Here is a 23,505-nt window from a genome sequence, read left to right as displayed (position 1 = left end):
CTCCTATTCCGCCGGCTCGAAGCCGTATCCGACCGCTTCAACACCCGTGTGATCCACGCCCACCGGGACGGTGGTCAACCGCACCTTCATTCCCGTGGTGACGTGTTCGGGGTCGGGCGGCACGTTGACGATGTTGCCGCGCACGCTGGTGCCATCACAGTCGACAACGCCGGCCACGAACGGCACATCGACTCCTTCGGCGGCGAAGCTCACAATCGTGAACGTCCGCAGCGTGCCGGTGTCGGCGATCCGCACCGGGCGGAAGTCCCGACCACTGCAGCTGGCACAGCCGCTGCGCCGGTCGAAAAAGCGGGCTCCACAGCTGGTGCACTCGTTGGCGACGAGGTGGGGTTGATCGTCGAGGACGAGGTAATCCACCAGTGGTATGCGCGGCACGGCACTCCTTAGCGCTCGTCGTCGAGGAATCTGCTCGATCATAAGTCTGTCTACCGAACGCACACCCCAACGGCTGCGAAACCAGACTTTCACCCGCCGCCCACGATGTCGGTTTTCCGCTAGTGCTGTCGGTGGCCACGTGTAAGAGTCGAGGCATGCACGACGATTTCGACCGCTGCTACCGGGCCGTCCAATCCAGGGACTCCCGGTTCGACGGCTGGTTCGTCACCGCGGTGCTGACGACAGGGATCTATTGCCGGCCGAGTTGCCCCGTCCGGCTGCCGCTGGCCCGCAATGTGCGTTTCTATCCGAGTGCGGCCGCCGCCCAGCGAGCCAGCTTCCGGGCGTGCAAACGCTGCCGCCCCGACGCGTCTCCGGGCTCCCCGGAGTGGAATGCGCGCGGCGATGCCGTCGCCCGCGCCATGCGGTTGATCGGCGACGGCGTAGTCGACCGGGAGGGCGTCACCGGGCTGGCCGCCCGCGTCGGCTACACCACGCGCCAACTGGAGCGCATGCTGCAGGCCGAGGTCGGCGCCGGCCCATTGGCGATGGCCAGGGCACAACGGGTTCAGACCGCACGGGTCCTCATCGAGACCACCGATATGGCATTCAGCGACATCGCGTTCGCCGCCGGCTTCGCCAGCATCAGACAGTTCAACGACACCGTTCGGGCCGCCTGCGACATGACGCCAACCGCCTTGCGGGACAACGCGACCCGCCGCCGTGGCCACGATCTAGCGCCGGGCGGCCAAGTCCTCACCCTGCGGTTGCCGGTGCGGACCCCCTTCGCCTATGAAGGAGTATTCGGCCACCTTGCGGCCACCGCAGTACCGGGCTGCGAGGAGGTCCGCGACGGCGCCTTCCGGCGGACCCTGCGGTTGCCGTCGGGCTACGGCATCGTCAGCCTCACACCGCGACCCAATCACGTCGCCTGCACCCTGGTGCTGGAGAACGTCCGCGACCTGGCCACCGCCATCGCCCGCTGCCGCCGGCTGCTCGACCTCGACGCCGACCCCGAAGCCGTCATCGAGGCGCTGAGCGTCGATGACGACCTTCGAGATGTGGTGAGCAAGGCACCGGGGCAACGGGTTCCCCGCACGGTCGACGAACAGGAGCTAGCGCTGCGGGCGGTGCTGGGCCAGCAGGTGTCGACCAAAGCGGCCCGCACCCATGCCGGGCGTCTGGTCTCGGCCTACGGCAGCCCGGTGGCCGATCCCACCGGCGGGCTCAGCCACACCTTCCCCGGCATAGACCAGCTCAGTGAGATCGATCCGCAGCATCTGGCTGTCCCGGCGGCCCGGCGACGTTCGCTGACGGCGCTTATCTCGGCCCTGGCCGCCGGCGAAGTGGTGCTCGATCCGGGTTGTGACTGGGATCGGGCCCGCACCCAACTGCTTGCCGTACCCGGCATCGGGCCCTGGACGGCGGAGATCGTCGCCATGCGTGGCCTCGGTGACCCGGATGCGTTCCCCGCCACCGATCTCGGTGTGCGGTTAGCCGCCGAACAACTCGGCATCCCCGGCGAGCCGCGGGCTCTGTCGGCGCACAGTGCGCGCTGGCGACCATGGCGGTCCTACGCGGTTCAGCACCTGTGGACCACCCTCGACCATTCCGTCAATCAGTGGCCCCCGAAGGAGACGACGCCATGACGACGCTGTGCTACCGGACCATCGACAGCCCGGTGGGTCCGTTGACCCTGGCCGGCCAGGACGCGACGCTGATGCATCTGCGGATGGTGGATCAGACGCACGAACCCGACCGCTCGGATTGGGTAGACGCCGACGACACCGCCTTCCCGGAGGCGGTCGAGCAGCTGGGCGCGTACTTCGCCGGTGAGCTCACCGAATTCGATGTCGCGCTGCAGTTGGTGGGAACGGAGTTTCAGCGCAAGGTGTGGGCAGCCCTGTGCACCATTCCTTACGGCGAGACCCGGTCTTACGGCGAGATCGCCGAGCAGATCGGATCTCCCGGCGCCTCGAGGGCGGTCGGACTGGCCAACGGGCGAAACCCGATCGGCATCATCGTGCCGTGTCATCGCGTGATCGGCGCCAGCGGCGGCCTCACCGGATACGGCGGCGGGCTGGACCGCAAGCGCCAGCTGCTGGCCCTCGAGCGCATGCGGGAGTCGGCCACACTGTTCGACTGAACTTCTGCCGAATTCTGCTCGCCGAGAACGATTGTGCTGATCCGAGCGGAACACGCCGAGCCCGCAGTTCATCGCGGTGCGGCACGGGTGCTACGTCCAATGGGACCGGGCGCTCGACCTACGCGGTGGTGTCGGCGATGCTACTTTGACGCCGATTCGCAGGAGGCGACGAACAACGATGTGGCACGGCTGGTTGGCGTTGCTCGGCGAGTTGACCGCTCTGGCCGCGGTGGTGGCCTTGTCCCCGTTTACGGTCATCCCCGCTATCGCGCTCGTGGTGCACAGTGACCGTCCCCGTCCGGTCGGTCTGGCCTTCATCGCCGGCTGGCTGGTCGGCAAGGCGGCTATCACGGTGGCGTTCCTGCAGGTGCCACAGCTGGTGAGCAAGCTGGAGGGACCGGCGCCGTCGTGGACGGGATGGTTACGTATCGGTTTGGGGGTGTTGTCGCTGGCCGCCGCAATCATGTACTGGCGACGGTCGAAGGTCACTACCGATGCTCCCCACTGGGCCGAGCGCATTAAACGAATCACGCCGGCCAGTGCCGCAGTGACGGGCGTCGTCCTGACGATTATCAACGTGAAGGTCGTGGCGGCTTGCGCTGCTGCGGGTTACCTCATCGGCTCCGCGCCATTGAATGCCGCCGGAATTACGGGCGCAGTCGCTTTCTTCACCCTCGCCGGCGGCTCCACCGCAGCTGTACCCATTCTCGGCTACGCCGTCTGGACACATCGCATCGACCGTTTCCTCGAGTCGTTCCGCGATTGGATGCAGCGACGTCAGCGTGTATTAACGGTTATCGTTTTCGGCCTGCTCGGCGGTGCGCTTATTTACTCAGGAGCGGGCGCACTGTAAAAAGGGGCGCGCATGAGAATCGAATTCGAATACACAAATGCCTGGGCCCCCAATCGAAATTGGGGGCCCAGGACTTAAATTGTGTTCGGCGGTGTCCTACTTTTCCACCCGGGTTGGGTAGTATCATCGGCGCTGGCAGGCTTAGCTTCCGGGTTCGGGATGGGTCCGGGCGTTTCCCTGCCGCTATGGCCGCCGTAACTCTATTCACTTTTTCAGTGATTCCCCGTGTGTGGGGAGGTGTGTTTTGGTGGTGGGGTGTGGTCGTGTTGTTTGACCGCTGTGGTGTGGTTGCGAGGCATTGTGTGTCAACGTTTCCCCCATTTTGTGGGGTTGTTGGTTGTTGTAAGTTTTCGGCCGGTTAGTGCCAGTTCCCTAACGTATTACTACGGTTGCAGGTCTGGTCTATCGATCCCGTGGTCTGCGGGGGGCCTTATCCCACTTAATGGGTGAGAAGCCTGGTCTTGGAGAAGGTTTCCCGCTTAGATGCTTTCAGCGGTTATCCTGTCCGAACGTGGCTATCCAGCGGTGCCCCTGGTGGGACAACTGGTGGACCAGAGGTTCGTCCGTCCCGGTCCTCTCGTACTAGGGACAGCTTTCCTCAAGCTTCTGACGCGCGCGGCGGATAGAGACCGAACTGTCTCACGACGTTCTAAACCCAGCTCGCGTGCCGCTTTAATGGGCGAACAGCCCAACCCTTGGGACCTGCTCCAGCCCCAGGATGCGACGAGCCGACATCGAGGTGCCAAACCATCCCGTCGATATGGACTCTTGGGGAAGATCAGCCTGTTATCCCCGGGGTACCTTTTATCCGTTGAGCGACACCCCTTCCACTCGGGGGTGCCGGATCACTAGTCCCGACTTTCGTCCCTGCTTGACATGTCCGTCTCGCAGTCAAGCTCCCTTGTGCACTTGCACTCAACACCTGATTGCCGTCCAGGTTGAGGGAACCTTTGGGCGCCTCCGTTACATTTTAGGAGGCAACCGCCCCAGTTAAACTACCCACCAGGCACTGTCCCTGGACCGGATATACGGTCCGAAGTTAGAAGTCCAATACGATCAGAGTGGTATTTCAACAACGACTCCACCCACACTGGCGTGTGAGTTTCACAGTCTCCCACCTATCCTACACAAACCGTATCGAACGCCAATACCAAGCTATAGTGAAGGTCCCGGGGTCTTTTCGTCCTGCCGCGCGTAACGAGCATCTTTACTCGTAGTGCAATTTCGCCGAGTCTATGGTTGAGACAGTTGAGAAGTCGTTACGCCATTCGTGCAGGTCGGAACTTACCCGACAAGGAATTTCGCTACCTTAGGATGGTTATAGTTACCACCGCCGTTTACTGGGGCTTAAATTCTCCGCTTCACCCCGAGGGGTTAACGGGTCCTCTTAACCTTCCAGCACCGGGCAGGCGTCAGTCCGTATACATCGTCTTGCGACTTCGCACGGACCTGTGTTTTTAGTAAACAGTCGCTTCTCACTGGTTTGTGCCACCCCCCACCGCTGCCGGCCGCGAGGGCCATGACAGTAGGAGGTCCCCCTTCTCCCGAAGTTACGGGGGTATTTTGCCGAGTTCCTTAACCATAGTTCACTCGTACGCCTCGGTATTCTCTACCTGACCACCTGTGTCGGTTTGGGGTACGGGCCGTGTGTGTGCTCGCTAGAGGCTTTTCTCGGCAGCTGAGGATCACCGAATTCGCCTCACTCGGCTATGCATCACCTCTCAGGATATGTGCCAGACGGATTTGCCTATCTGACTCCCTACGGGCTTGCCCCAGTATTACCACTGACTGGTACGGCTACCTTCCTGCGTCACCCCATCGCTTGACTACTACCCATCAGGGTCCCGCGCAGCCCCCGTTCCCCGCGTCCCGAAGGACTTGGTGGAACAGGTTTTGGGCGGTTAGCACAATGGATTCATCATTGGGCGCTCACACACGGGTACGGGAATATCAACCCGTTGTCCATCGACTACGCCTGTCGGCCTCGCCTTAGGTCCCGACTCACCCTGGGCGGACTGGCCTGGCCCAGGAACCCTTGGTCTTTCGGCGGGCAAGGTTCTCACTTGCCTTATCGCTACTCATGCCTGCATTCTCACTCCCACACCCTCCACAGCTCCATTACCAGGCTGCTTCACTGGGTGCAGGACGCTCCCCTACCCAACGTATTACTACGTTGCCGCGGCTTCGGCGGTGTGCTTGAGCCCCGCTACATTATCGGCGCACAATCACTTGACCAGTGAGCTATTACGCACTCTTTCAAGGGTGGCTGCTTCTAAGCCAACCTCCTGGTTGTCTCTGCGACTGCACATCCTTTTCCACTTAGCACACGCTTAGGGGCCTTAGCCGGCGATCTGGGCTGTTTCCCTCTCGACGCACGGAGCTTATCCCCCGCCGTCTCACTGCCGCGTTCTTGGACTTACCGGCATTCGGAGTTTGGCTGACGTCAGTAACCCTGTGGGGCCCATCGGCCATCCAGTAGCTCTACCTCCGGTAAGAAACACGCGACGCTGCACCTAAATGCATTTCGGGGAGAACCAGCTATCACGGAGTTTGATTGGCCTTTCACCCCTACCCACAACTCATCCCCTCAGTCTTCAACCTAAGTGGGTTCGGGCCTCCACGCGGTCTTACCCGCGCTTCACCCTGGCCATGGGTAGATCACTCCGCTTCGGGTCCAGAACACACCACTACACCAAGTCCTACGACTTGGATACGCCCTATTCAGACTCGCTTTCGCTACGGCTACCCCACCCGGGTTAACCTCGCGACATGTCCCTGACTCGCAGGCTCATTCTTCAAAAGGCACGCCATCACCCCACGACAAGTCGAGGGCTCTGACGGATTGTAGGCACACGGTTTCAGGTACTCTTTCACTCCCCTCCCGGGGTACTTTTCACCATTCCCTCACGGTACTAATCCGCTATCGGTCACTGGGAAGTATTCAGGCTTACCGGGTGGTCCCGGCAGATTCACAGCAGATTCCACGGGCCCGCTGCTACTCGGGAACTCGCCACTACAGAGAACATGTTTTCGCCTACGGGGCTCTCACCCACTACGGCAGACCATCCCAGGCCACTTCGACTAACACATTCTTTTCTCACTGCAGCCCAGACCGGCAGATCCAGGAAGACAAGCCCCACAACACCGCACACACAACCCCTGCCGGGTATCACATGCATACGGTTTAGCCATCCTCCGCTTTCGCTCGCCACTACTCACGGAATCACAATTGTTTTCTCTTCCTACGGGTACTGAGATGTTTCACTTCCCCGCGTTCCCCCCCAACGCCTATATATTCAGCGTTGGGTGACACGACATCACTCGTGCCGGGTTTCCCCATTCGGACATCCTCGGATCAACGCTCGGTTGACAGCTCCCCGAGGCATTTCGCAGCCTCCCACGTCCTTCATCGGCTCCCAGTGCCAAGGCATCCACCATGCGCCCTTAAACACTTACAAACACAAAACCAAAAAATGAGATTAGGAAAAATTGCACATCAACACACAACAGACCCCAAAAGGTCTCCTGCGTGCTAGATGCTCGCAACCACTATCCACAAATCAAACACCACACCCCACCACCAAAGATGGAGCAACAACACGCCGACCCCACCAACGCAGGGCCACCCCCGACAGGGGCACAGGCTTGTTGTCTCAAAGCCCAACAGTGTGTTTGGCAGCACCAAAAACCGCTCAAGGAAAACCCTCAAGGCCCCGGTCCTGGTTACTTTGCTTGTCGTGCACCAGACCTGCACCCACTACAGGTGAACAGGCCATCCAACGAATCGACCAGAACTCCGAACTCCCACACGATGCGGGCGGACCTGGTTCTCGTGGTGCTCCTTAGAAAGGAGGTGATCCAGCCGCACCTTCCGGTACGGCTACCTTGTTACGACTTCGTCCCAATCGCCGATCCCACCTTCGACGGCTCCCTCCCACAAGGGGTTAGGCCACCGGCTTCGGGTGTTACCGACTTTCATGACGTGACGGGCGGTGTGTACAAGGCCCGGGAACGTATTCACCGCAGCGTTGCTGATCTGCGATTACTAGCGACTCCGACTTCACGGGGTCGAGTTGCAGACCCCGATCCGAACTGAGACCGGCTTTGAAAGGATTCGCTCCACCTCACGGCATCGCAGCCCTTTGTACCGGCCATTGTAGCATGTGTGAAGCCCTGGACATAAGGGGCATGATGACTTGACGTCATCCCCACCTTCCTCCGAGTTGACCCCGGCAGTCTCTCACGAGTCCCCACCATAACGTGCTGGCAACATGAGACAAGGGTTGCGCTCGTTGCGGGACTTAACCCAACATCTCACGACACGAGCTGACGACAGCCATGCACCACCTGCACACAGGCCACAAGGGAACCGACATCTCTGCCGGCGTCCTGTGCATGTCAAACCCAGGTAAGGTTCTTCGCGTTGCATCGAATTAATCCACATGCTCCGCCGCTTGTGCGGGCCCCCGTCAATTCCTTTGAGTTTTAGCCTTGCGGCCGTACTCCCCAGGCGGGGTACTTAATGCGTTAGCTACGGCACGGATCCCAAGGAAGGAAACCCACACCTAGTACCCACCGTTTACGGCGTGGACTACCAGGGTATCTAATCCTGTTCGCTCCCCACGCTTTCGCTCCTCAGCGTCAGTTACTGCCCAGAGACCCGCCTTCGCCACCGGTGTTCCTCCTGATATCTGCGCATTCCACCGCTACACCAGGAATTCCAGTCTCCCCTGCAGTACTCAAGTCTGCCCGTATCGCCCGCACGCCCACAGTTAAGCTGTGGGTTTTCACGAACAACGCGACAAACCACCTACGAGCTCTTTACGCCCAGTAATTCCGGACAACGCTCGGACCCTACGTATTACCGCGGCTGCTGGCACGTAGTTGGCCGGTCCTTCTTCTATAGGTACCGTCACTTGCGCTTCGTCCCTATTGAAAGAGGTTTACAACCCGAAGGCCGTCATCCCTCACGCGGCGTCGCTGCATCAGGCTTGCGCCCATTGTGCAATATTCCCCACTGCTGCCTCCCGTAGGAGTCTGGGCCGTATCTCAGTCCCAGTGTGGCCGGTCACCCTCTCAGGCCGGCTACCCGTCGTCGCCTTGGTAGGCCATCACCCCACCAACAAGCTGATAGGCCGCGGGCCCATCCCACACCGCAAAAGCTTTCCCCCACCAGGCCATGCGACCAGCAGGGTGTATTCGGTATTAGACCCAGTTTCCCAGGCTTATCCCAAAGTGCAGGGCAGATCACCCACGTGTTACTCACCCGTTCGCCACTCGTGTACCCCGAAGGGCCTTACCGTTCGACTTGCATGTGTTAAGCACGCCGCCAGCGTTCGTCCTGAGCCAGGATCAAACTCTCCAAACAAAAACAACCCACCCCAACAGGGACAAGTGGAATTCACAATCAGAGAAAATCTGACCTAACAAAAACGACACCAAAACTGGCATCAAAAACCACACCCCAACACGGGGGTATCAGAGCATGGCAAAAAACAACAAACAAAAACCACCAAACACACTATTGAGTTCTCAAACAACACACCTGCTTGTTTCCCCGATTCGGGGCAACCCTGCCAGCTTAGTATAAATCCGGCGGGAGTGTCAACCTCGGGTTTCGGACCGCTCCGGAGAGGGTCCGCGCCTGCAAGGCAGCCGTGTCAACGTAGTACAAGGCTAGCAGGGAAGTCAACCTTGCTGGTCAGCTCAGCTACTGACCACCCGTTCGATCTCCGCGCCGAGCCTGACCAAGTTCTCCACGAACAGCGGATAACCACGGTCGATGTGGAACACGTCGTGCACTTCGGTTTCGCCGTCGGCGACCAGGCCGGCCAGCACCAGACCGGCACCAGCCCTGATATCGGAACACCACACCGGCGCGCTGGACAGCTGCGGGAGCCCGCGGACCACCGCATGGTGACCGTCGGTCCGCGCGTCAGCACCCAAGCGGATCATCTCCTCCACGAACCGGAACCGCGCTTCGAACACGTTCTCGGTGATCATCGACGTCCCCTCGGCCACCGATGCCAACGCGATCGCCATCGGCTGCAGGTCGGTCGGGAATCCCGGGAACGGAAGCGTCGCAACATTGCAGGCCTTGGGCCGGTCGTACTGGACGATCCGGAACCCATCGTCGCTCTGGGTCACGGTAGCGCCGGCGTCATGCAACTTGTGCAGCACCAACTGCAGATGCGACGGATCCACACCGGTGACCGAGATGTCGCCGCGGGTCATCGCCGCCGCGATCCCCCACGTCGCCGCGACGATCCGGTCACCGATCACCCGGTGCTCGGTGGGATGCAGCTTGGGCACCCCGGTGATCGTCAGCGTTGACGTACCAGCGCCCTCGATCTGGGCGCCCATCTGGTTGAGCATCTCGCACAGGTCGACAACGTCGGGTTCCCGCGCGGCGTTGTGGATCGTGGTGACCCCTTCGGCGACGACCGCCGCCATCAGAATGTTCTCCGTCGCACCCACTGACGGGAACTCCAACTGAATCTCGGCGCCGCGCAGGTGATCGGCCGAGGCCACCACACAGCCGTGCTCGATATTGCACTCGGCGCCGAGCTGGCGCAGGCCCGACTGGTGCATGTCCAGCGGCCGGGAACCGATCGCGTCACCACCGGGAAGCGCCACCCGGGCCCGCTTGCACCGGCCGACCAACGGCCCGAGCACACACACCGACGCGCGGAACTGCCGGACCGCAGCGAAATCGGCTTCGTACTTGGGTTCGTCGGGAGACGTGATGCGCACGACCGATCCGTCGAGCTCCACGTTGGCGCCCAGGCCCCGCAGGACTTCGGCCATCAACGGCACGTCGAGGATGTCGGGGCAATTGGTGATCGTGGTGGTGCCCTCAGCCAGCAGGCTGGCGGCCATCAGTTTCAGGACGCTGTTCTTGGCGCCGGTTACCGCCACCTCACCCGACAGCCGGTTGCCGCCGGTCACCACGAAACGCTCGCCCACGGACGTTGAGTTTAGTGGAGGCAACACTGTTGCCCGGGACAGTCGCCGGTACGGTTTTATCCATGGCAGTCCACTTGACCCGCATCTATACCCGTACCGGCGACGACGGGACCTCGGGGCTGAGTGATTTCTCACGCGTCGAGAAGAGCGATCCGCGTCTGATCGCCTACGCCGATTGTGATGAGGCCAACGCCGCCCTCGGTGTGGCAGTGGCGGTGGGCCAGCCTGAGGAGTCGCTGCGCAAGGTGCTGGTGCAGATCCAGAACGACCTGTTCGACGCGGGTGCGGACCTGTCGACGCCGGTGGTCGAGAACCCGGAATACCCGCCGCTGCGGATCACCGCGCCCTACATCGAGCGCCTCGAGGCGTGGTGCGACCACTACAACGAGGGGCTCCCGGCGCTGAACTCGTTCATCCTGCCAGGCGGCACAGCGCTGTCGGCATTACTGCACGTCGCGAGGACGGTGACCCGGCGCGCCGAGCGATCGGCATGGATCGCGGTGAAGGCCTACCCCGAGACCGTCAGCCCGCTGCCGGCCCGCTATCTCAACCGGCTCTCGGACCTGCTGTTCATCCTGTCGCGGGTGGCCAACCCGGACGGCGACGTCCTGTGGCAGCCGGGCGGCGCCGACGCCGAACGGCCGGCGAAGCCCTAACGCTCAGACCGCGCGCCGGCGCGATCGCGGCGACGGCCGCGACTCCACCCAGGACAGGAACGCGGTGAGCGCACCGCGGTCCAGCGCGATCTCGTAGCCGCGGCGGCGTTCGGTCGTGGTGTCGTTGAGTTCTAGCACGACGATCTCTTCGGTCATGATGTCGAACTCGTCGCCGCGCGGCGCACGCCGGGACACGATGTCCAGTCCGCGCCGGCCGAGCCGGCGATCAGGCCACCACCGCAGACTCGACAGCCGGTAGAACCGGGCCTCATCCCCGCGATAGCGCACGACGCCGTGCCGCCAGCCGTGACCGCCGACCGCGGGAATGTCGCGAAGGATCGCGGCCGTCCCGCCCTGGCGCAGCTTCCACAACCGGTAGCTCAGGGCGACGACGACCAGTGCCAGCACGCTGATGAGCGCGCCCATGACAATCGTCGTCGCGCTCATCGGTCGCTGTCCCCGGGCTAGTCGAGTTGGCCGATGGCCCGCAGCCGGGCCCGGCCGCGGGCCGCGACCTCCGGATCGTCGCTGGCGGCATCCGTCTTCGCCTCGTCAGCGTCGATCTCGGATTCGAACGCCGCAGACTCCGCGAGGATCGTGACGCCATCTTCGGTTACCGACAGATAGCCACCGTCGACGGCGATCCGCAGATCGTCCTCGCCCTCGCGCTCTACGCGCACCATCGCATCGTCGACCAGTTGGGCGACCAGCGGGATGTGCCGGGGCAGGATGCCGATCTCGCCGGATGTGGTGCGGGTGAAGACGAACGTCGCCTTACCCGACCAGATCTTGCGCTCGACAGCGACGATGTCGACGTCCAATTCGGCCATCTCACATCACCTTTCGGCTTGTCGTCGCATTCATCACAGCTTGGCGCCGAGGCTTTCGGCCTTCTTCGCCAGGTCGTCGAGGCCACCGATGAGGAAGAACGCCTGCTCGGGCAGGTGGTCGAACTCGCCCTTGGCCAGCTTGTCGAACGCCTCGATGGTCTCCTTGAGCGGAACCGTCGAGCCCGGCTGACCGGTGAACTGCTCGGCTGCCATCATGTTCTGGCTCAGGAAGCGCTCGATCTTGCGGGCGCGGTACACCAGCACCTTGTCCTCTTCGGACAGCTCGTCGATACCGAGGATCGCGATGATGTCCTGGAGATCCTTGTAGCGCTGCAGGATTCGGATGACTTCCTGCGCGACGCGGTAGTGCTCGTCGCCGACGACGCTGGGGTGCAGGATCGTCGAGCTCGAGGCCAGCGGATCCACCGCAGGGAAGATGCCCTTGGAGAACACCGCACGCGACAGCTCGGTGGTGGCGTCGAGGTGGGCGAACGTGGTGGCCGGCGCCGGGTCGGTGTAGTCGTCGGCGGGCACGTACACGGCCTGCATCGAGGTGATCGAACGGCCACGGGTCGAGGTGATGCGCTCCTGGAGCTCACCCATCTCGTCAGCCAGGGTCGGCTGGTAACCCACCGCGGAAGGCATGCGGCCCAGCAGGGTCGAGACCTCCGAACCGGCCTGGGTGAACCGGAAGATGTTGTCGATGAACAGCAGCACGTCCTGGCCCTGCTCGTCGCGGAAGTACTCGGCCATGGTCAGCGCCGACAGGGCCACGCGCATACGGGTGCCGGGCGGCTCGTCCATCTGACCGAACACCAGCGCGGTGTCCTTGAGCACATTGGCGTCGGCGAGCTCGACCCACAGGTCGTTGCCCTCACGGGTGCGCTCCCCCACGCCGGCGAACACCGAGGTACCACCGAAGTTGCGGGCGATGCGGTTGATCATCTCCTGGATGAGCACCGTCTTGCCCACGCCGGCACCGCCGAACAGGGCGATCTTGCCGCCGCGCACGTACGGGGTGAGCAGGTCGACGACCTTCAGACCGGTCTCGAGCATCTCGGTCCGGGGCTCGAGGTCGGCGAAGGCCGGCGGCTTGCGGTGGATCGACCAGTGCTCGAAGTCCTTGCCGTAGCCGGGCTCGTCGAGGCAGTCACCCAGGGCGTTGAATACGTGGCCCTTGACGCCGTCACCGACGGGCACCGAGATCGAGGTGCCGGTGTCGGTGACCTCGACGCCACGGACCAGGCCGTCGGTGGGCTGCATCGAGATGGTGCGCACCAGGCTGTCGCCGAGGTGCTGGGCAACCTCGAGCGTCAGGGTCTTCGACAGCGCACCATAGGAGATCTCGGCGTGCAGCGCGTTGAACAGTTCGGGCACCGAACCGCGGGGGAACTCGACGTCCACCACCGGGCCGGTGATGCGGACAACGCGACCTGCGGTCTTGGTGTCTACAGCAGCAGTCATATCTCTCTTCGCTTTCCTGATGAGGCCTAGTTGGCGTCGGCCAGCGCGTTGGCGCCGCCGACGATCTCGCTGATTTCCTGGGTGATCTGCGCCTGCCGCTCGCGGTTGGCCGCCAGCGTGAGGGCCTTGATCAGTTCGTCGGCGTTATCGGTGGCCGACTTCATGGCGCGCCGCCGCGATGCCGATTCCGATGCCGCCGCCTCGAGCAGCGCCGCGTACACACGGGTGGCGATGTAGCGCGGCAGCAGTGAGTCGAACAGTTCCTCGGCATTGGGCTCGAACGAGAACAGCGTGCGCGGACCGGTGTCCGGCTCGCCGAGGTACTCGATCACCATCGGGGCGATCCGCAATGCCTGAGCCGTCTGCGACAGCATCGACCGGAACTCCGTCGACACGATGTGCAGCTCGTCGACACCGAGGATGCCGTCGGCACCCGGGTCATCGCCCTCGTCGTCGGCACCCGACATGAACGCCGTCACCAGGGTGTCGGCGATCGCCTTGGCGTCCTCGTAGGTGGGCCGCTCAGAGAAGCCGGTCCACGACTCGATCACCTTGCGCTGACGGAAGCTGTAGTAGCCCAGGGCTTTGCGACCGACGACGTACAGGATCGGCGTCTTGCCCTCTTCCCGCAGCAGCGAGAACAGCTCCTCGGCACGGCGCAGCACGTTGGCGTTGTAACCGCCGCACAGACCGCGGTCCGACGACACCACCAGCACGCCGGCCCGCTTCGGGGCCGACCGCTCGACGAGCAGCGGGTGGTCCAGCGCGCTGGCACCGGCAAGCTCGGTGAGCATGTTGGTGATCTGCGAGGCGTACGGCCGGGCCGCGTCGACCCGTGCCTGTGCCTTCGCGATCCGCGACGTAGCGATCAGCTCCTGAGCCTTCGTGATCTTCTTGATCGACGAAGCGGAGCGGATGCGTCCGCGTAGTTCGCGCAGTGTGGCTGCCATCGGTTACCTAGGCCTTCTTGGGGGCCGGCTTGTGGACCTTGACCGATTCCTTCTCCAGGTCCTCGGGATCGAGCGCTTCGGCGTGCTCGTCACCCACCACCACGGAGCTGCCGTCGGTGGTCAGGAAGCCCTTCTTGAAGTCGTTGATCACCGAGACCAGCTTCTCCTCGGCCTCTTCGGAGAGCTTCTTGGTCTCCTTGATGCCGGTGAGGATGTCGGCGTGGCTGGCCTTGACGTGCTCGAGGAACTCGGACTCGAAGCGCGAAACATCCTCGGCGGGAACCGAATCCAGGTGGCCCTGGGTACCCAGGAAGATCGCGACCACCTGATCCTCGACGGCCAGCGGGCTGTACTGCGGCTGCTTGAGCAGCTCAACCAGGCGCACACCACGGTCCAGCTGGGCCTTGGAAGCAGCATCCAGATCGGAGGCGAAGGCGGCGAACGCCTCCAGCTCGCGGTACTGCGAGAGGTCCAGGCGCAGCGAGCCGGCGACCTCCTTCATGGCCTTGATCTGTGCCGCACCACCGACTCGGGACACCGACACACCGACGTTCACGGCCGGGCGCACACCCTGGTTGAACAGGTCGGACTCCAGGAAGCACTGGCCGTCGGTGATCGAGATGACGTTGGTCGGGATGTAGGCCGAGATGTCGTTGGCCTTGGTCTCGATGATCGGCAGGCCGGTCATCGAGCCGCCACCGAGCTCGTCGGACAGCTTCGCGCAGCGCTCCAGCAGACGGGAGTGCAGGTAGAAGACGTCACCGGGGTACGCCTCGCGGCCCGGCGGGCGACGCAGCAGCAGCGAGATGGCGCGGTAGGCCTCGGCCTGCTTGGTCAGATCGTCGAACACGATCAGGACGTGCTTGCCGTTGTACATCCAGTGCTGGCCGATGGCCGAACCGGTGTAGGGGGCAAGCCATTTGAAGCCGGCGGCGTCCGAAGCGGGTGCGGCGACGATGGTGGTGTACTCCATCGCGCCACCCTCTTCCAGCGCCCGCTTCACGCTGGCGATGGTGGAGCCCTTCTGGCCGACGGCGACGTACACGCAGCGCACCTGCTGCTGGGGGTCACCGGTCTCCCAGGCCTCACGCTGGTTGAGGATGGTGTCCACGCAGACGGCCGTCTTGCCGGTCTTGCGGTCGCCGATGATCAGCTGACGCTGGCCGCGGCCGATCGGGGTCATGGCGTCGATGGCCTTGATACCCGTCTGCAGCGGCTCGCTGACGGACTGGCGCTGCACCACCGAGGGCGCCTGCAGCTCGAGGGCGCGGCGGGTCTCCGCCTCGATGTCGCCCTGGCCGTCGATCGGCTGGCCGAGCGGGTTGATGACGCGGCCGAGGAAGGCGTCACCCACCGGCACCGAGAGCACCTCGCCGGTGCGCTTGACCTGCTGGCCCTCTTCGATCTTCTCGAAGTCACCGAGGATGACCGCGCCGACGCTGTGCTCGTCGAGGTTCAGCGCGACGCCGAGGACGCCACCGGCGAACTCGAGCAGCTCCTGGGTCATCACCGAGGGCAGGCCCTCGACGTGGGCGATGCCGTCACCGGCGTCGACGACGGTACCGATTTCCTCGCGGCCGGTGTCCGCCTCGAAGCTAGAGACGTAATCCTGGATGGCGCCCTGGATGTCGTCAGCCGAGATTGTCAACTCTGCCATGGCTTTTCGTCTTCCTGCCTTTGTTTTGGGTCTTGGGTGGTTCGCCGGCTAGTCGGTCGGCTATTCAGGTAATTTGGTGACTGCGGCGGCCAGCCGTGAGGACAGCGTGCCGTCGATCACCTCGTCGCCGACGGCGACCGAAAGGCCGCCCAGCACGTCGGGATCGATGTTCAGCTGCACCGACACGGGGTGGTTGTAGATCCGGGTCAGCACCTGGGTGAGCCGGGTGCGCTGCGCGTCGGTCAGATCCGTTGCGGCACTGACCTGCGCCACGATCTCGCCGCGGCGGGCCACGGCCAGCTGAGCCAGCGCCAGCACGGCCTCATCGGCCCGCTCGCCGCGCAGCAGCCCCGCGGTCTGGGTGAGCAGCGCGGTCGCGGTGGCGTTGCCGCCGTGACTCATGATGTTGCGGATCAGATCGGCGCGGCCCTGCTCGGGCTTGGTGAAATCGCTGAGCAGCGAGGTGAGCTGCGGCCGCTCGTCGAGGATGCGGCTGAACCGGAACAGCTGCTCTTCGACCTCGTCGGCCTGGTTGTCGCGCTCGGCGCGGACCAGCAGGCTCAACCGCGCGATGTGCTCGATGCTGTCGATCAGATCGGAAGTCTGCGACCACCGAACCGCGACCGCGGCGTTGAGCACATCCAGCGTGGTGTCGGAGACCTTGCCGGCGAACAGCCGCTGCAAAAGCTGCTTCTTGGCCTCCACCTCACCAGTGGCCTCCGCCAGGTGGCGGGCCAGGATCGGTTCGGCGACAAGCAGTTTCGACACGGCAGCCAACTCATCGGACAGGGCCGAGAGGGCATCACCGGACATCCCGGAGGAGAGGGAATCAAACTTCGAGACCACCGCGGCCTGGGCATCCCGGCTGGCCGATCGCAGATCCGAGGTGACCTCGGGGGTGAACGCGGCCGGAGCCATCGAGTCGAGCTCGTCGAGGAACCGGTCGACGGTCGCGGCCTGCGCCTGCGGGTCGGCGACGTGCGCACGGACCAGATCACCGGCCCGGGCCACCGACTCGCTGCCCAACTCCTGGCGGAGCTGGCGGACCAGCTGGGCGCGCAGCAGCGCTACCTGTTGTCCGCCTTGGACTTTGATCCGCTCGACCTCGACGTCGGCCTGCGTCCGAAGCTGCTCGGAGATTCGCACCGAATCGGCGCGGGCCTCCTCGATGATCTTGCTTGCCTCGGCCTTGGCCTCCGCCAGACGCTCGGCGTGATGCTTGTCGGCATCAGCTAGGCGCTTGGCGGCCTTGGCACTCTCGTCCAACTGGTTGCGCACGGCCTCCTGCTGGTTGGCCATCATGCGCTTCACCGGCGGTACCACGTACCGCCAGATGATCCAGATGATGACCAGGAAGCCGATGAGCTGTCCGATGAAGGTTGACATTCTCCTACCGTCCCGGCGCTGACGCCGACGTGCTGGAAACCTCGACCCCGAGGACCCGGCTGGCCAGGGTCGCCGACAGGGTCTCCACCGACGACCTCAGGTCCGTCGCGATCGCATCGCTTTGCACCTTGAGTTGGTCGGAGGCCTGCTGCAGGGTGGCCGCGACCTCTTCGTTGGCGCGGCCCCGCATCTCCTCGAGGATGGCCCGGCCCTCGGCCCGAGCCTCGTCGCGGATACCCGATGCCTCGGTGCGGGCCGCCTGCATCTCCTTCTGGAAATCGGAGTCGGCGGCGGCTTCCTGCTCGGCGGCCTTGCGGTTGTCCTCGGTGGTCTTGACGACCATCGCCTCGCGCTCACCGAGCACCTTCTGGATCGGCGGCACGACGAACTTGCCGATCACGCCGAGCACGATCAAGAAGATGGCCAGCACGAAGAAGAAGGTGCCGTTGGGGATGAGGAAGTTCGACGTGCCGCCGCCTTCCTCAGCCGCCAACAAGGTGACGCTGTGCTCCCCCATGCCGGCTAGGAGGCGCCGGGGGTGGCGAAGACGAACAACGCCATGAACGCCAGGTTGATGAAGTACGCCGCTTCCACCAGACCAACGGTGATGAAGAACGGGGTGAACAGGCGGCCCTGCGCCTCGGGCTGGCGGGCGATGCCGGAGATCAGTGCGTTACCGGCGATACCGTCGCCGATACCGGCGCCGATGGCGCCGCCGCCCAGGATCAGTCCGCCGCCGATCAGGGCGCCGGCAACGATGGTGGGGTCTGCCATTCCTTATCCTCCTTGATTGCTGGTAGGACACCTACCAGGCTGTGGGTGGTTCGGGGGTCGAACACGTCTATTTAGTGGTGCTCCTCATCCAGTTCCATGGACTGGCTGAAGTACAGAATCGTCAGCAGGGCGAAGATGAACGCCTGGATGAGGCCGACGAAGAGGTCGAAGGTCTTCCAGATCGCGTTGGGCGCCCACATGATGTACGGCGGGAACAGCGCGATCAGCGCGACCATGATGCCGCCGGCGAAGATGTTGCCGAAAAGTCGGAGCGACAGCGAGATCGGCTTGGCGATCTCCTCGACCAGGTTGATCGGCGCCAGGAACGCGACGTGACCCTTGAGCAGCTTGACCGGGTGACCCAGCAGACCGCGGCGCCAGATACCGGCGGCGTGGTAGCAGATGAAAACGAACAGGGCGAGCGCCAGCACGAAGTTGATGTCGGCGGCCGGCGGCTTGAGCAGTTCGTGGGTGCCGCCGTCGGCGGTGCCGTACTGCACCGGCAGCACCGAGATCCAGTTGGCGATCAGGATGAACACGAACAGCGTGACGGCCAGTGGCAGCACGAACGGGGCGATCTTCATCCCGATGGCCGACTCGATCTGGCCGCGCATCTGCGTGGTCAACGCCTCCCAGAACAGCTGCACACCGCTGGGCACGCCGGTCGAGGTGACCTTGGCGCGCAGCACGAAGGCCAGCGCGATCACGATGACGGCCGCGACGGCGGTGGCCAGGATGGTGTCGACGTTGACCGTCATTCCCAACCAGGTGGCCTCGGTGTGATGGCCGACCTCGATCGCGCCCTCGGCGAGGATTCGTTCACTCATGGTGTGCTCAATCCTTCGGTGCTTCGTCTGGGGTGCCCGACCCCGCGGCTACAACGTCACTGTCGTCACCCGTGCGAATTTTCTTCCACACCGGCAGCGCAGTACTCAAAACAAGCAAAACTTGGAACAAAGCCAGGCCGAACAGGACCCCGAGGCCACTCGGCCGGAAGGTGAAGGCGATCGCCAGGCCGATAGCGCTGATGACCAGCAGCCGGGTGGCGGAGTTCAGCGCCATCTTGCGCTTGAGGGGGTGGTCACCGGCGGTGATCGACTCGACCGAGCGCTGGACGAGGATCGCGTTGGTCAGGCCCAGCGCCAGACCCACACCGAAGAACACGCCGAACATCACGTAGCCGGCCCAGGCGGCCAAGCCCACGGCGACGGCGGTCAGGGCAACGCAGATCGCAAGCAGCCGAACGGGCCGGAAGGCAACGGACGGAAACACCAACGGCGCATCTTGCGCTGGCGTCGTCACAGGTTCACCTCAATCTTGCGTTGTCGAGAGCTGGCCGAGCGATTCGTGCGTGGCCCGCCGAGCGTATCGGACGGCGACGGGCGCGCTGGAATCACCCAAGGGGCAGCTCCCTTTGTCGGTCATAAAGCGGCTCATCGGAGGTGAGTCCGACGGGCCGGGGGCCGGCAACCCGCGAGGTTTCTTTCGGGTTCTGCCAGCACCGTACCACATGGTAGACAGCCCTAAATACGTCTACTACTCCGCGTCGTAAATCTCGTCGTAGTCGTCGCTTCCGCGGCGCAACAACGGGATCAGAGTGACCACCACCGCCACCACGATGGCGGCCAGCATGACGCCCCCGGTGTAGCGCGGATCGAAGAAGATCGTGCTCGCCGCGCCGAGCGCGACGATGCCGACCCACAAGTAGATGAGCAGCACCACGCGCCGGTGCGAATGCCCGATCTGCAGCAACCGATGGTGCAGGTGCATCTTGTCGGGGCTGAACGGGCTGAGCCCCGCCCGGGTGCGGCGCACGATGGCCAGCAGCATGTCCAGGGCCGGCACGAACATGACGGCGACCACCAGTAGGAACGGCGACAGCAGCGCGAAGACGTCGCGGGCGCCGTACGCGCTCTGCGAGATCGGGCCTGCCGCGGTGGTCGAGGCGGCGGCCAGCATCAGGCCGATCAGCATTGAGCCGGAATCGCCCATGAAGATCTTGGCCCGGTAGAAGTTGTGCGGTAGGAAGCCCAGGCAGGCGCCGGCCAGCACGACGGAGATGACGGCGGGCGGGTAGAACAGCACGTCGCCGCCGTGGTCGCGGAGCAGTCCGACGGAGAAGATGCAGATGGCCGAGGCGGTGATCAACCCCAGCCCGGCGGCCAGGCCGTCGAGCCCGTCGACGAAGTTCATCGCGTTGACGATCGACACCGTCAGCGCCAGCGTCAGCAGGATCGAGGACACCTGGTCGAGCACGATGGTGCCCACTCCCCCGAACGGGATGTAGAGCACGCTCCAGGCCACGCCCATGGTGACCAGCACGCTGGCGGCCGTGATCTGGCCGGCGAACTTGGTCAGAGCGTCCAGACCCCAGCGGTCGTCGATCAACCCGATGCCCATGATCAGTCCGCCGGCCACCACCACCGCCGGCATTCCCGAGGAGTAGATGAAGCCGCGCGTCAGTGCCGGAAGCTGGGAGGCCAGGAAGACGGCGGCCACCACACCCAGATACATCGCCAGCCCGCCCATTCGTGGGGTGGGGCGGGTGTGGACGTCACGCTCGCGCGGGTAGGCCAGGGCCCCGGCGCGGGTGGCCAGCACCCGAACCCAGCCGGTCGCGAAATAGGTGATGATCGCCGCGGTCAGGCCGACGAGCGCGAGCTCCCGTAACGGAACACCGGCGCCGCGGTCGGACAGCGCGAGAACGACTTCGGATCCGCTGACCATTTGGACAAACCGTACTGCACCAAGCTGTGACCGACGTGGAGCCGATCAGGCGGTCAGTGACTCGACGTCGACGCCCAGCACCTCGGCGATGGCCTGCGCGCTGATGGGTCCTTCCCGCAGCAGCCGCGGTGCCGGACCGGTGAGGTCGACGATGGTGGAAGCAGCCTGCGCCTGAGACGGGCCGGCGTCGAGGTAGACCTGGACCAGATCACCGAGCTGGTGCTGGGCCTCTTCAGCCGTGTTGGCCGCCGGCCGCCCGGAGATGTTCGCGCTCGACACCGCCATCGGGCCGGTCTCGCGAAGCAGTTCGATGGCCACCGGATGCAACGGCATCCGCAGCATGACGGTGCCCCGGGCGTCACCGAGGTCCCACTGCAACGACGGCGCCTGGCGAACGACCAGGCTCAGCGCGCCGGGCCAAAACGCCCGGATCAGCTCTCGGGCGGCGTGCGGAACGGTGTAGACCAGGCCTTCGATGGTGTGCCAGGACCCGACCAGCACGCCGACCGGCATGTCCCGGCCGCGCCCTTTGGCGGCGAGCAGGCTGGCGACGGCGTTGCTGTCGAACGCATCGGCGCCCAGACCGTAGACGGTGTCGGTGGGCATGACGACCAGCCGGCCGCTCTTGACCGCAGCGGCGGCCGCCGCGATCGCCTCGGAGCGCCGGGCGCTGTCCGAACAGTCGAATACCTGGGTCACGTTGGCTCCTCCATGCCCGTCCTACGAGCCGTCACGAAACGCGGCCGGCCCGCCAGATCGCGGCGTGCCGTGATCGCTGTGAAAAGTCCAGTGCGGCTGATGGTTTCAACCGTCTGATCCGATGTTGTGTCGTCGTGTTCGATGGCCAACCAGCCACCCGGCCGCAGCCAGCGCCCGGCGTGGCCGGTGATCGGACCGATCACGGCCATCCCGTCCGGGCCGCCGAACAGGGCGTGCGCCGGGTCATGCTGGGCGACTTCGGGTTCCAGCACGGCACCGGCCGGGATGTAGGGCGGGTTGGACACCACGAGGTCGACCGTACCGGTCAGCTCGGCCAGCAACCCGGCTGCGGTGACGTCGGCGGCCACGAGTTCGACGGCGGTGGCCCGGGCGTTGCGCTTGGCGTACTCCAGGGCGATGGGGTCGTCGTCCACCGCTATCACCCGGGCGTCGGGCCGTGCGGTGGCCAGTGCGACCGCCAGTGCCCCCGATCCGGTGCACAGGTCGATGATCACGGGTTGGGCCGGCAACTGTTGGGCCACAGCCCATTCCAGCAGGGCCTCAGTCTCGGGGCGCGGGATGAACACGCCGGGGCCGACCTGCAACTCCAGCGGCCCGAACGCCGCGGTACCGGTCAGATGCTGGACCGGGATGCGTTGCGCACGCCGGGCGATCACCTGGTCGTAATGGTGGTAGAAGTCCGGGCCGGGCGGGTCGATCATCGTCAGCCGGCTCCGTTCGGTACCGGCCACATAGGCGGCCAACAGCTCGGCATCGGTTCGCGCCGAGTCAATCCCGGCCCCGGCGAGGGATGCGGCGGCGGAGTCGATGGCTCGGCGCAGCCGGCTCAGGCCGGTGGCTCGGTTCGTCACGATCGGCTGGCTTAGGCCTGCGCGAGCCGGGCTTGCTTGTCGGCCTCGCCCAGCGCGTCGAGCAGCGCGTCCATGTCACCGTCGAGCACCTGGTCGAGATTGTGCGCCTTGAAGTTGATCCGGTGATCAGCGATCCGGTTCTCCGGGAAGTTGTAGGTCCGGATGCGTTCGCTGCGGTCGACGGTGCGGATCTGGCTGGCCCGGTCGGCCGAGGCGTCGGCCTGCGCCTGCTCCTCGGCCAGTGCCTGCAGCCGCGCGGCCAGCACCTGCATGGCACGGGCTTTGTTCTGCAGCTGCGAACGTTCGTTCTGGCAGGTGACGACGATGCCGGTGGGCAGGTGGGTAATGCGCACCGCGGAGTCGGTGGTGTTCACGCCCTGGCCGCCCTTGCCGGAGGACCGGTAGACGTCGATGCGCAGGTCCGACTCGTCGATCGCGACCTGCTCGACCTCTTCGGGCTCGGGGTAGACGAGCACGCCGGCCGCCGAGGTGTGCACCCGGCCCTGCGATTCGGTGACCGGCACCCGCTGCACGCGGTGCACGCCGCCTTCGAATTTCAGTCGCGCCCAGACCCCGTCGGCCGAGTCACCCTTGCTGCGGATGGACAGCGTCGCATCTTTGTAGCCGCCCAGGTCGCTCGTGGTCTCGTCGAGCAGGGTAACCGTCCAGCCGTGCCGCTCGGCGTAGCGGATGTACATCCTGGCCAGGTCCGCGGCGAACAAAGCCGACTCCTCGCCGCCCTCACCGGATTTCACCTCGAGCACGATGTCGTCGGCGTCATGCGGGTCACGGGGGGCCAGCAAGTCGGTCAGGTGAGCGTCGAGTTCGGCCACCCGGGTCTCCAACTCGGGGACCTCGGCGGCGAAGGATGCATCCTCGGCGGCCAGTTCGCGGGCGGCCTCCAGGTCACCGCGCGCCGTCTCCAGCCTGCGGTAAGTGGCGACGATCGGCGCGAGCTGGGCGAAGCGCCGCCCAACCCGGCGGGCATTGGCGGCGTCACCGTGCAGATCGGGGTCGGACAGCTGACGCTCGAGGTCCGCGTGCTCGGCGAGCACGGTATCGATTGCCATCGCGGCTTGTTGCGCCATCAACCCTCCTTCACCTCAACTGTGCCCGAACGCAGACCGAC

General features: G+C 64.6%; 20 protein-coding genes and 3 rRNA genes. 4 read left to right on the top strand and 19 right to left on the bottom strand.

Annotated elements, in window-relative coordinates; translation table 11 throughout:
- Positions 1-3: 3 nt before the first annotated feature.
- A complete protein-coding gene (locus tag BN3385_RS14705; protein ID WP_502688068.1) occupies positions 4-396 on the bottom strand; it encodes a Zn-ribbon domain-containing OB-fold protein in 393 nt (130 codons plus the stop codon).
- 155 nt (positions 397-551) lie between these two features.
- Between BN3385_RS14705 and BN3385_RS14700 the strand changes: the two genes are divergently transcribed.
- From BN3385_RS14700 to BN3385_RS14690, 3 genes are all read left to right on the top strand, one after another.
- Positions 552-2,045: a DNA-3-methyladenine glycosylase 2 family protein gene (locus BN3385_RS14700; protein ID WP_059017564.1), complete on the top strand. Its 1,494-nt coding sequence runs from the start codon at positions 552-554 to the stop codon at positions 2,043-2,045.
- Entirely contained in the window at positions 2,042-2,542 is a 501-nt protein-coding gene (locus BN3385_RS14695; protein ID WP_059021976.1) for a methylated-DNA--[protein]-cysteine S-methyltransferase, read from the top strand. The genes BN3385_RS14700 and BN3385_RS14695 overlap by 4 nt, the downstream gene beginning before the upstream one ends.
- A 178-nt stretch (positions 2,543-2,720) precedes the next feature.
- Positions 2,721-3,395, top strand: coding sequence for a GAP family protein (locus BN3385_RS14690; protein WP_059017561.1), 675 nt, complete (start codon positions 2,721-2,723; stop codon positions 3,393-3,395).
- A gap of 83 nt (positions 3,396-3,478) precedes the next feature.
- Here the strand turns inward: BN3385_RS14690 and rrf are convergent.
- The 4 genes from rrf to murA form a co-directional block, all read right to left on the bottom strand.
- Positions 3,479-3,592 (bottom strand): 5S ribosomal RNA (rrf, locus tag BN3385_RS14685).
- A 141-nt stretch (positions 3,593-3,733) separates the two neighbouring features.
- Positions 3,734-6,853, bottom strand: a 23S ribosomal RNA gene (locus BN3385_RS14680).
- Positions 6,854-7,241: 388 nt separating this feature from the next.
- Positions 7,242-8,763 (bottom strand): 16S ribosomal RNA (locus BN3385_RS14675).
- The 16S, 23S and 5S rRNA genes sit together here, the layout of an rRNA operon.
- A gap of 338 nt (positions 8,764-9,101) precedes the next feature.
- Positions 9,102-10,361: a UDP-N-acetylglucosamine 1-carboxyvinyltransferase gene (gene murA, locus BN3385_RS14670; protein ID WP_059017559.1), complete on the bottom strand. Its 1,260-nt coding sequence runs from the start codon at positions 10,359-10,361 to the stop codon at positions 9,102-9,104.
- A gap of 62 nt (positions 10,362-10,423) precedes the next feature.
- Between murA and BN3385_RS14665 the strand changes: the two genes are divergently transcribed.
- Complete coding sequence (locus tag BN3385_RS14665; RefSeq protein WP_059017558.1) at positions 10,424-11,017, top strand: cob(I)yrinic acid a,c-diamide adenosyltransferase; 594 nt, start codon at positions 10,424-10,426, stop codon at positions 11,015-11,017.
- A 3-nt stretch (positions 11,018-11,020) separates the two neighbouring features.
- Here BN3385_RS14665 and BN3385_RS14660 read toward each other — a convergent pair whose 3' ends face one another.
- The 14 genes from BN3385_RS14660 to prfA form a co-directional block, all read right to left on the bottom strand.
- A complete protein-coding gene (locus BN3385_RS14660; RefSeq protein WP_059017556.1) occupies positions 11,021-11,464 on the bottom strand; it encodes a DUF2550 domain-containing protein in 444 nt (147 codons plus the stop codon).
- A gap of 17 nt (positions 11,465-11,481) precedes the next feature.
- The gene (locus tag BN3385_RS14655) at positions 11,482-11,847 is read right to left on the bottom strand and encodes a F0F1 ATP synthase subunit epsilon (protein ID WP_059017554.1); all 366 of its coding nucleotides are present in this window, start codon (positions 11,845-11,847) and stop codon (positions 11,482-11,484) included.
- A gap of 33 nt (positions 11,848-11,880) precedes the next feature.
- Positions 11,881-13,311 (bottom strand): F0F1 ATP synthase subunit beta, encoded by a 1,431-nt coding sequence (gene atpD / locus BN3385_RS14650; protein WP_059017552.1) that lies wholly within the window; start codon positions 13,309-13,311, stop codon positions 11,881-11,883.
- A 26-nt stretch (positions 13,312-13,337) separates the two neighbouring features.
- Positions 13,338-14,261: a F0F1 ATP synthase subunit gamma gene (locus BN3385_RS14645; protein ID WP_059017550.1), complete on the bottom strand. Its 924-nt coding sequence runs from the start codon at positions 14,259-14,261 to the stop codon at positions 13,338-13,340.
- 7 nt (positions 14,262-14,268) lie between these two features.
- On the bottom strand, positions 14,269-15,918 hold the full coding sequence (atpA, locus tag BN3385_RS14640; RefSeq protein WP_059017548.1) for a F0F1 ATP synthase subunit alpha: 1,650 nt from the start codon (positions 15,916-15,918) through the stop codon (positions 14,269-14,271).
- Between the two features lie 60 nt (positions 15,919-15,978).
- Entirely contained in the window at positions 15,979-17,304 is a 1,326-nt protein-coding gene (locus BN3385_RS14635; RefSeq protein WP_059017546.1) for a F0F1 ATP synthase subunit B/delta, read from the bottom strand.
- Positions 17,305-17,308: 4 nt separating this feature from the next.
- Positions 17,309-17,821, bottom strand: coding sequence for a F0F1 ATP synthase subunit B (locus BN3385_RS14630; protein ID WP_059017544.1), 513 nt, complete (start codon positions 17,819-17,821; stop codon positions 17,309-17,311).
- A gap of 5 nt (positions 17,822-17,826) precedes the next feature.
- Positions 17,827-18,078, bottom strand: coding sequence for a F0F1 ATP synthase subunit C (locus tag BN3385_RS14625; protein ID WP_005148260.1), 252 nt, complete (start codon positions 18,076-18,078; stop codon positions 17,827-17,829).
- A 71-nt stretch (positions 18,079-18,149) separates the two neighbouring features.
- Entirely contained in the window at positions 18,150-18,905 is a 756-nt protein-coding gene (atpB, locus tag BN3385_RS14620; RefSeq protein ID WP_059017542.1) for a F0F1 ATP synthase subunit A, read from the bottom strand.
- A gap of 7 nt (positions 18,906-18,912) precedes the next feature.
- A complete protein-coding gene (locus BN3385_RS14615; RefSeq protein WP_059017540.1) occupies positions 18,913-19,380 on the bottom strand; it encodes an ATP synthase subunit I in 468 nt (155 codons plus the stop codon).
- A gap of 234 nt (positions 19,381-19,614) precedes the next feature.
- Complete coding sequence (locus BN3385_RS14610) at positions 19,615-20,805, bottom strand: glycosyltransferase family 4 protein (RefSeq protein WP_059017539.1); 1,191 nt, start codon at positions 20,803-20,805, stop codon at positions 19,615-19,617.
- 45 nt (positions 20,806-20,850) lie between these two features.
- Complete coding sequence (locus BN3385_RS14605) at positions 20,851-21,504, bottom strand: L-threonylcarbamoyladenylate synthase (RefSeq protein ID WP_059017536.1); 654 nt, start codon at positions 21,502-21,504, stop codon at positions 20,851-20,853.
- Complete coding sequence (prmC, locus tag BN3385_RS14600) at positions 21,501-22,355, bottom strand: peptide chain release factor N(5)-glutamine methyltransferase (RefSeq protein WP_059021974.1); 855 nt, start codon at positions 22,353-22,355, stop codon at positions 21,501-21,503. The genes BN3385_RS14605 and prmC overlap by 4 nt, the downstream gene beginning before the upstream one ends.
- A 32-nt stretch (positions 22,356-22,387) precedes the next feature.
- Positions 22,388-23,464: a peptide chain release factor 1 gene (prfA, locus tag BN3385_RS14595; RefSeq protein WP_059017534.1), complete on the bottom strand. Its 1,077-nt coding sequence runs from the start codon at positions 23,462-23,464 to the stop codon at positions 22,388-22,390.
- Positions 23,465-23,505 lie beyond the last annotated feature (41 nt).

Source organism: Mycobacterium sp. M26, from assembly GCF_001494595.1.
In the GTDB taxonomy this organism is placed as follows: Bacteria; Actinomycetota; Actinomycetes; order Mycobacteriales; family Mycobacteriaceae; genus Mycobacterium.
Note: the sequence above shows the minus strand (reverse complement) of the source record. Positions and strands in the feature narration are given on the sequence as shown.

What these genes read in the sequence shown, in the direction of transcription:
- BN3385_RS14700 (WP_059017564.1), top strand. Translation starts at nt 552, where the DNA reads ATGCACGACGATTTCGACCGCTGCTACCGGGCCGTCCAATCCAGGGAC.
- BN3385_RS14695 (WP_059021976.1), top strand. Translation starts at nt 2,042, where the DNA reads ATGACGACGCTGTGCTACCGGACCATCGACAGCCCGGTGGGTCCGTTG.
- BN3385_RS14690 (WP_059017561.1), top strand. Translation starts at nt 2,721, where the DNA reads ATGTGGCACGGCTGGTTGGCGTTGCTCGGCGAGTTGACCGCTCTGGCC.
- BN3385_RS14665 (WP_059017558.1), top strand. Translation starts at nt 10,424, where the DNA reads ATGGCAGTCCACTTGACCCGCATCTATACCCGTACCGGCGACGACGGG.
- BN3385_RS14660 (WP_059017556.1), bottom strand. Translation starts at nt 11,464, where the DNA reads ATGAGCGCGACGACGATTGTCATGGGCGCGCTCATCAGCGTGCTGGCA.
- BN3385_RS14655 (WP_059017554.1), bottom strand. Translation starts at nt 11,847, where the DNA reads ATGGCCGAATTGGACGTCGACATCGTCGCTGTCGAGCGCAAGATCTGG.
- atpD (WP_059017552.1), bottom strand. Translation starts at nt 13,311, where the DNA reads ATGACTGCTGCTGTAGACACCAAGACCGCAGGTCGCGTTGTCCGCATC.
- BN3385_RS14645 (WP_059017550.1), bottom strand. Translation starts at nt 14,261, where the DNA reads ATGGCAGCCACACTGCGCGAACTACGCGGACGCATCCGCTCCGCTTCG.
- atpA (WP_059017548.1), bottom strand. Translation starts at nt 15,918, where the DNA reads ATGGCAGAGTTGACAATCTCGGCTGACGACATCCAGGGCGCCATCCAG.
- BN3385_RS14635 (WP_059017546.1), bottom strand. Translation starts at nt 17,304, where the DNA reads ATGTCAACCTTCATCGGACAGCTCATCGGCTTCCTGGTCATCATCTGG.
- BN3385_RS14630 (WP_059017544.1), bottom strand. Translation starts at nt 17,821, where the DNA reads ATGGGGGAGCACAGCGTCACCTTGTTGGCGGCTGAGGAAGGCGGCGGC.
- BN3385_RS14625 (WP_005148260.1), bottom strand. Translation starts at nt 18,078, where the DNA reads ATGGCAGACCCCACCATCGTTGCCGGCGCCCTGATCGGCGGCGGACTG.
- atpB (WP_059017542.1), bottom strand. Translation starts at nt 18,905, where the DNA reads ATGAGTGAACGAATCCTCGCCGAGGGCGCGATCGAGGTCGGCCATCAC.
- BN3385_RS14610 (WP_059017539.1), bottom strand. Translation starts at nt 20,805, where the DNA reads ATGGTCAGCGGATCCGAAGTCGTTCTCGCGCTGTCCGACCGCGGCGCC.
- prfA (WP_059017534.1), bottom strand. Translation starts at nt 23,464, where the DNA reads ATGGCGCAACAAGCCGCGATGGCAATCGATACCGTGCTCGCCGAGCAC.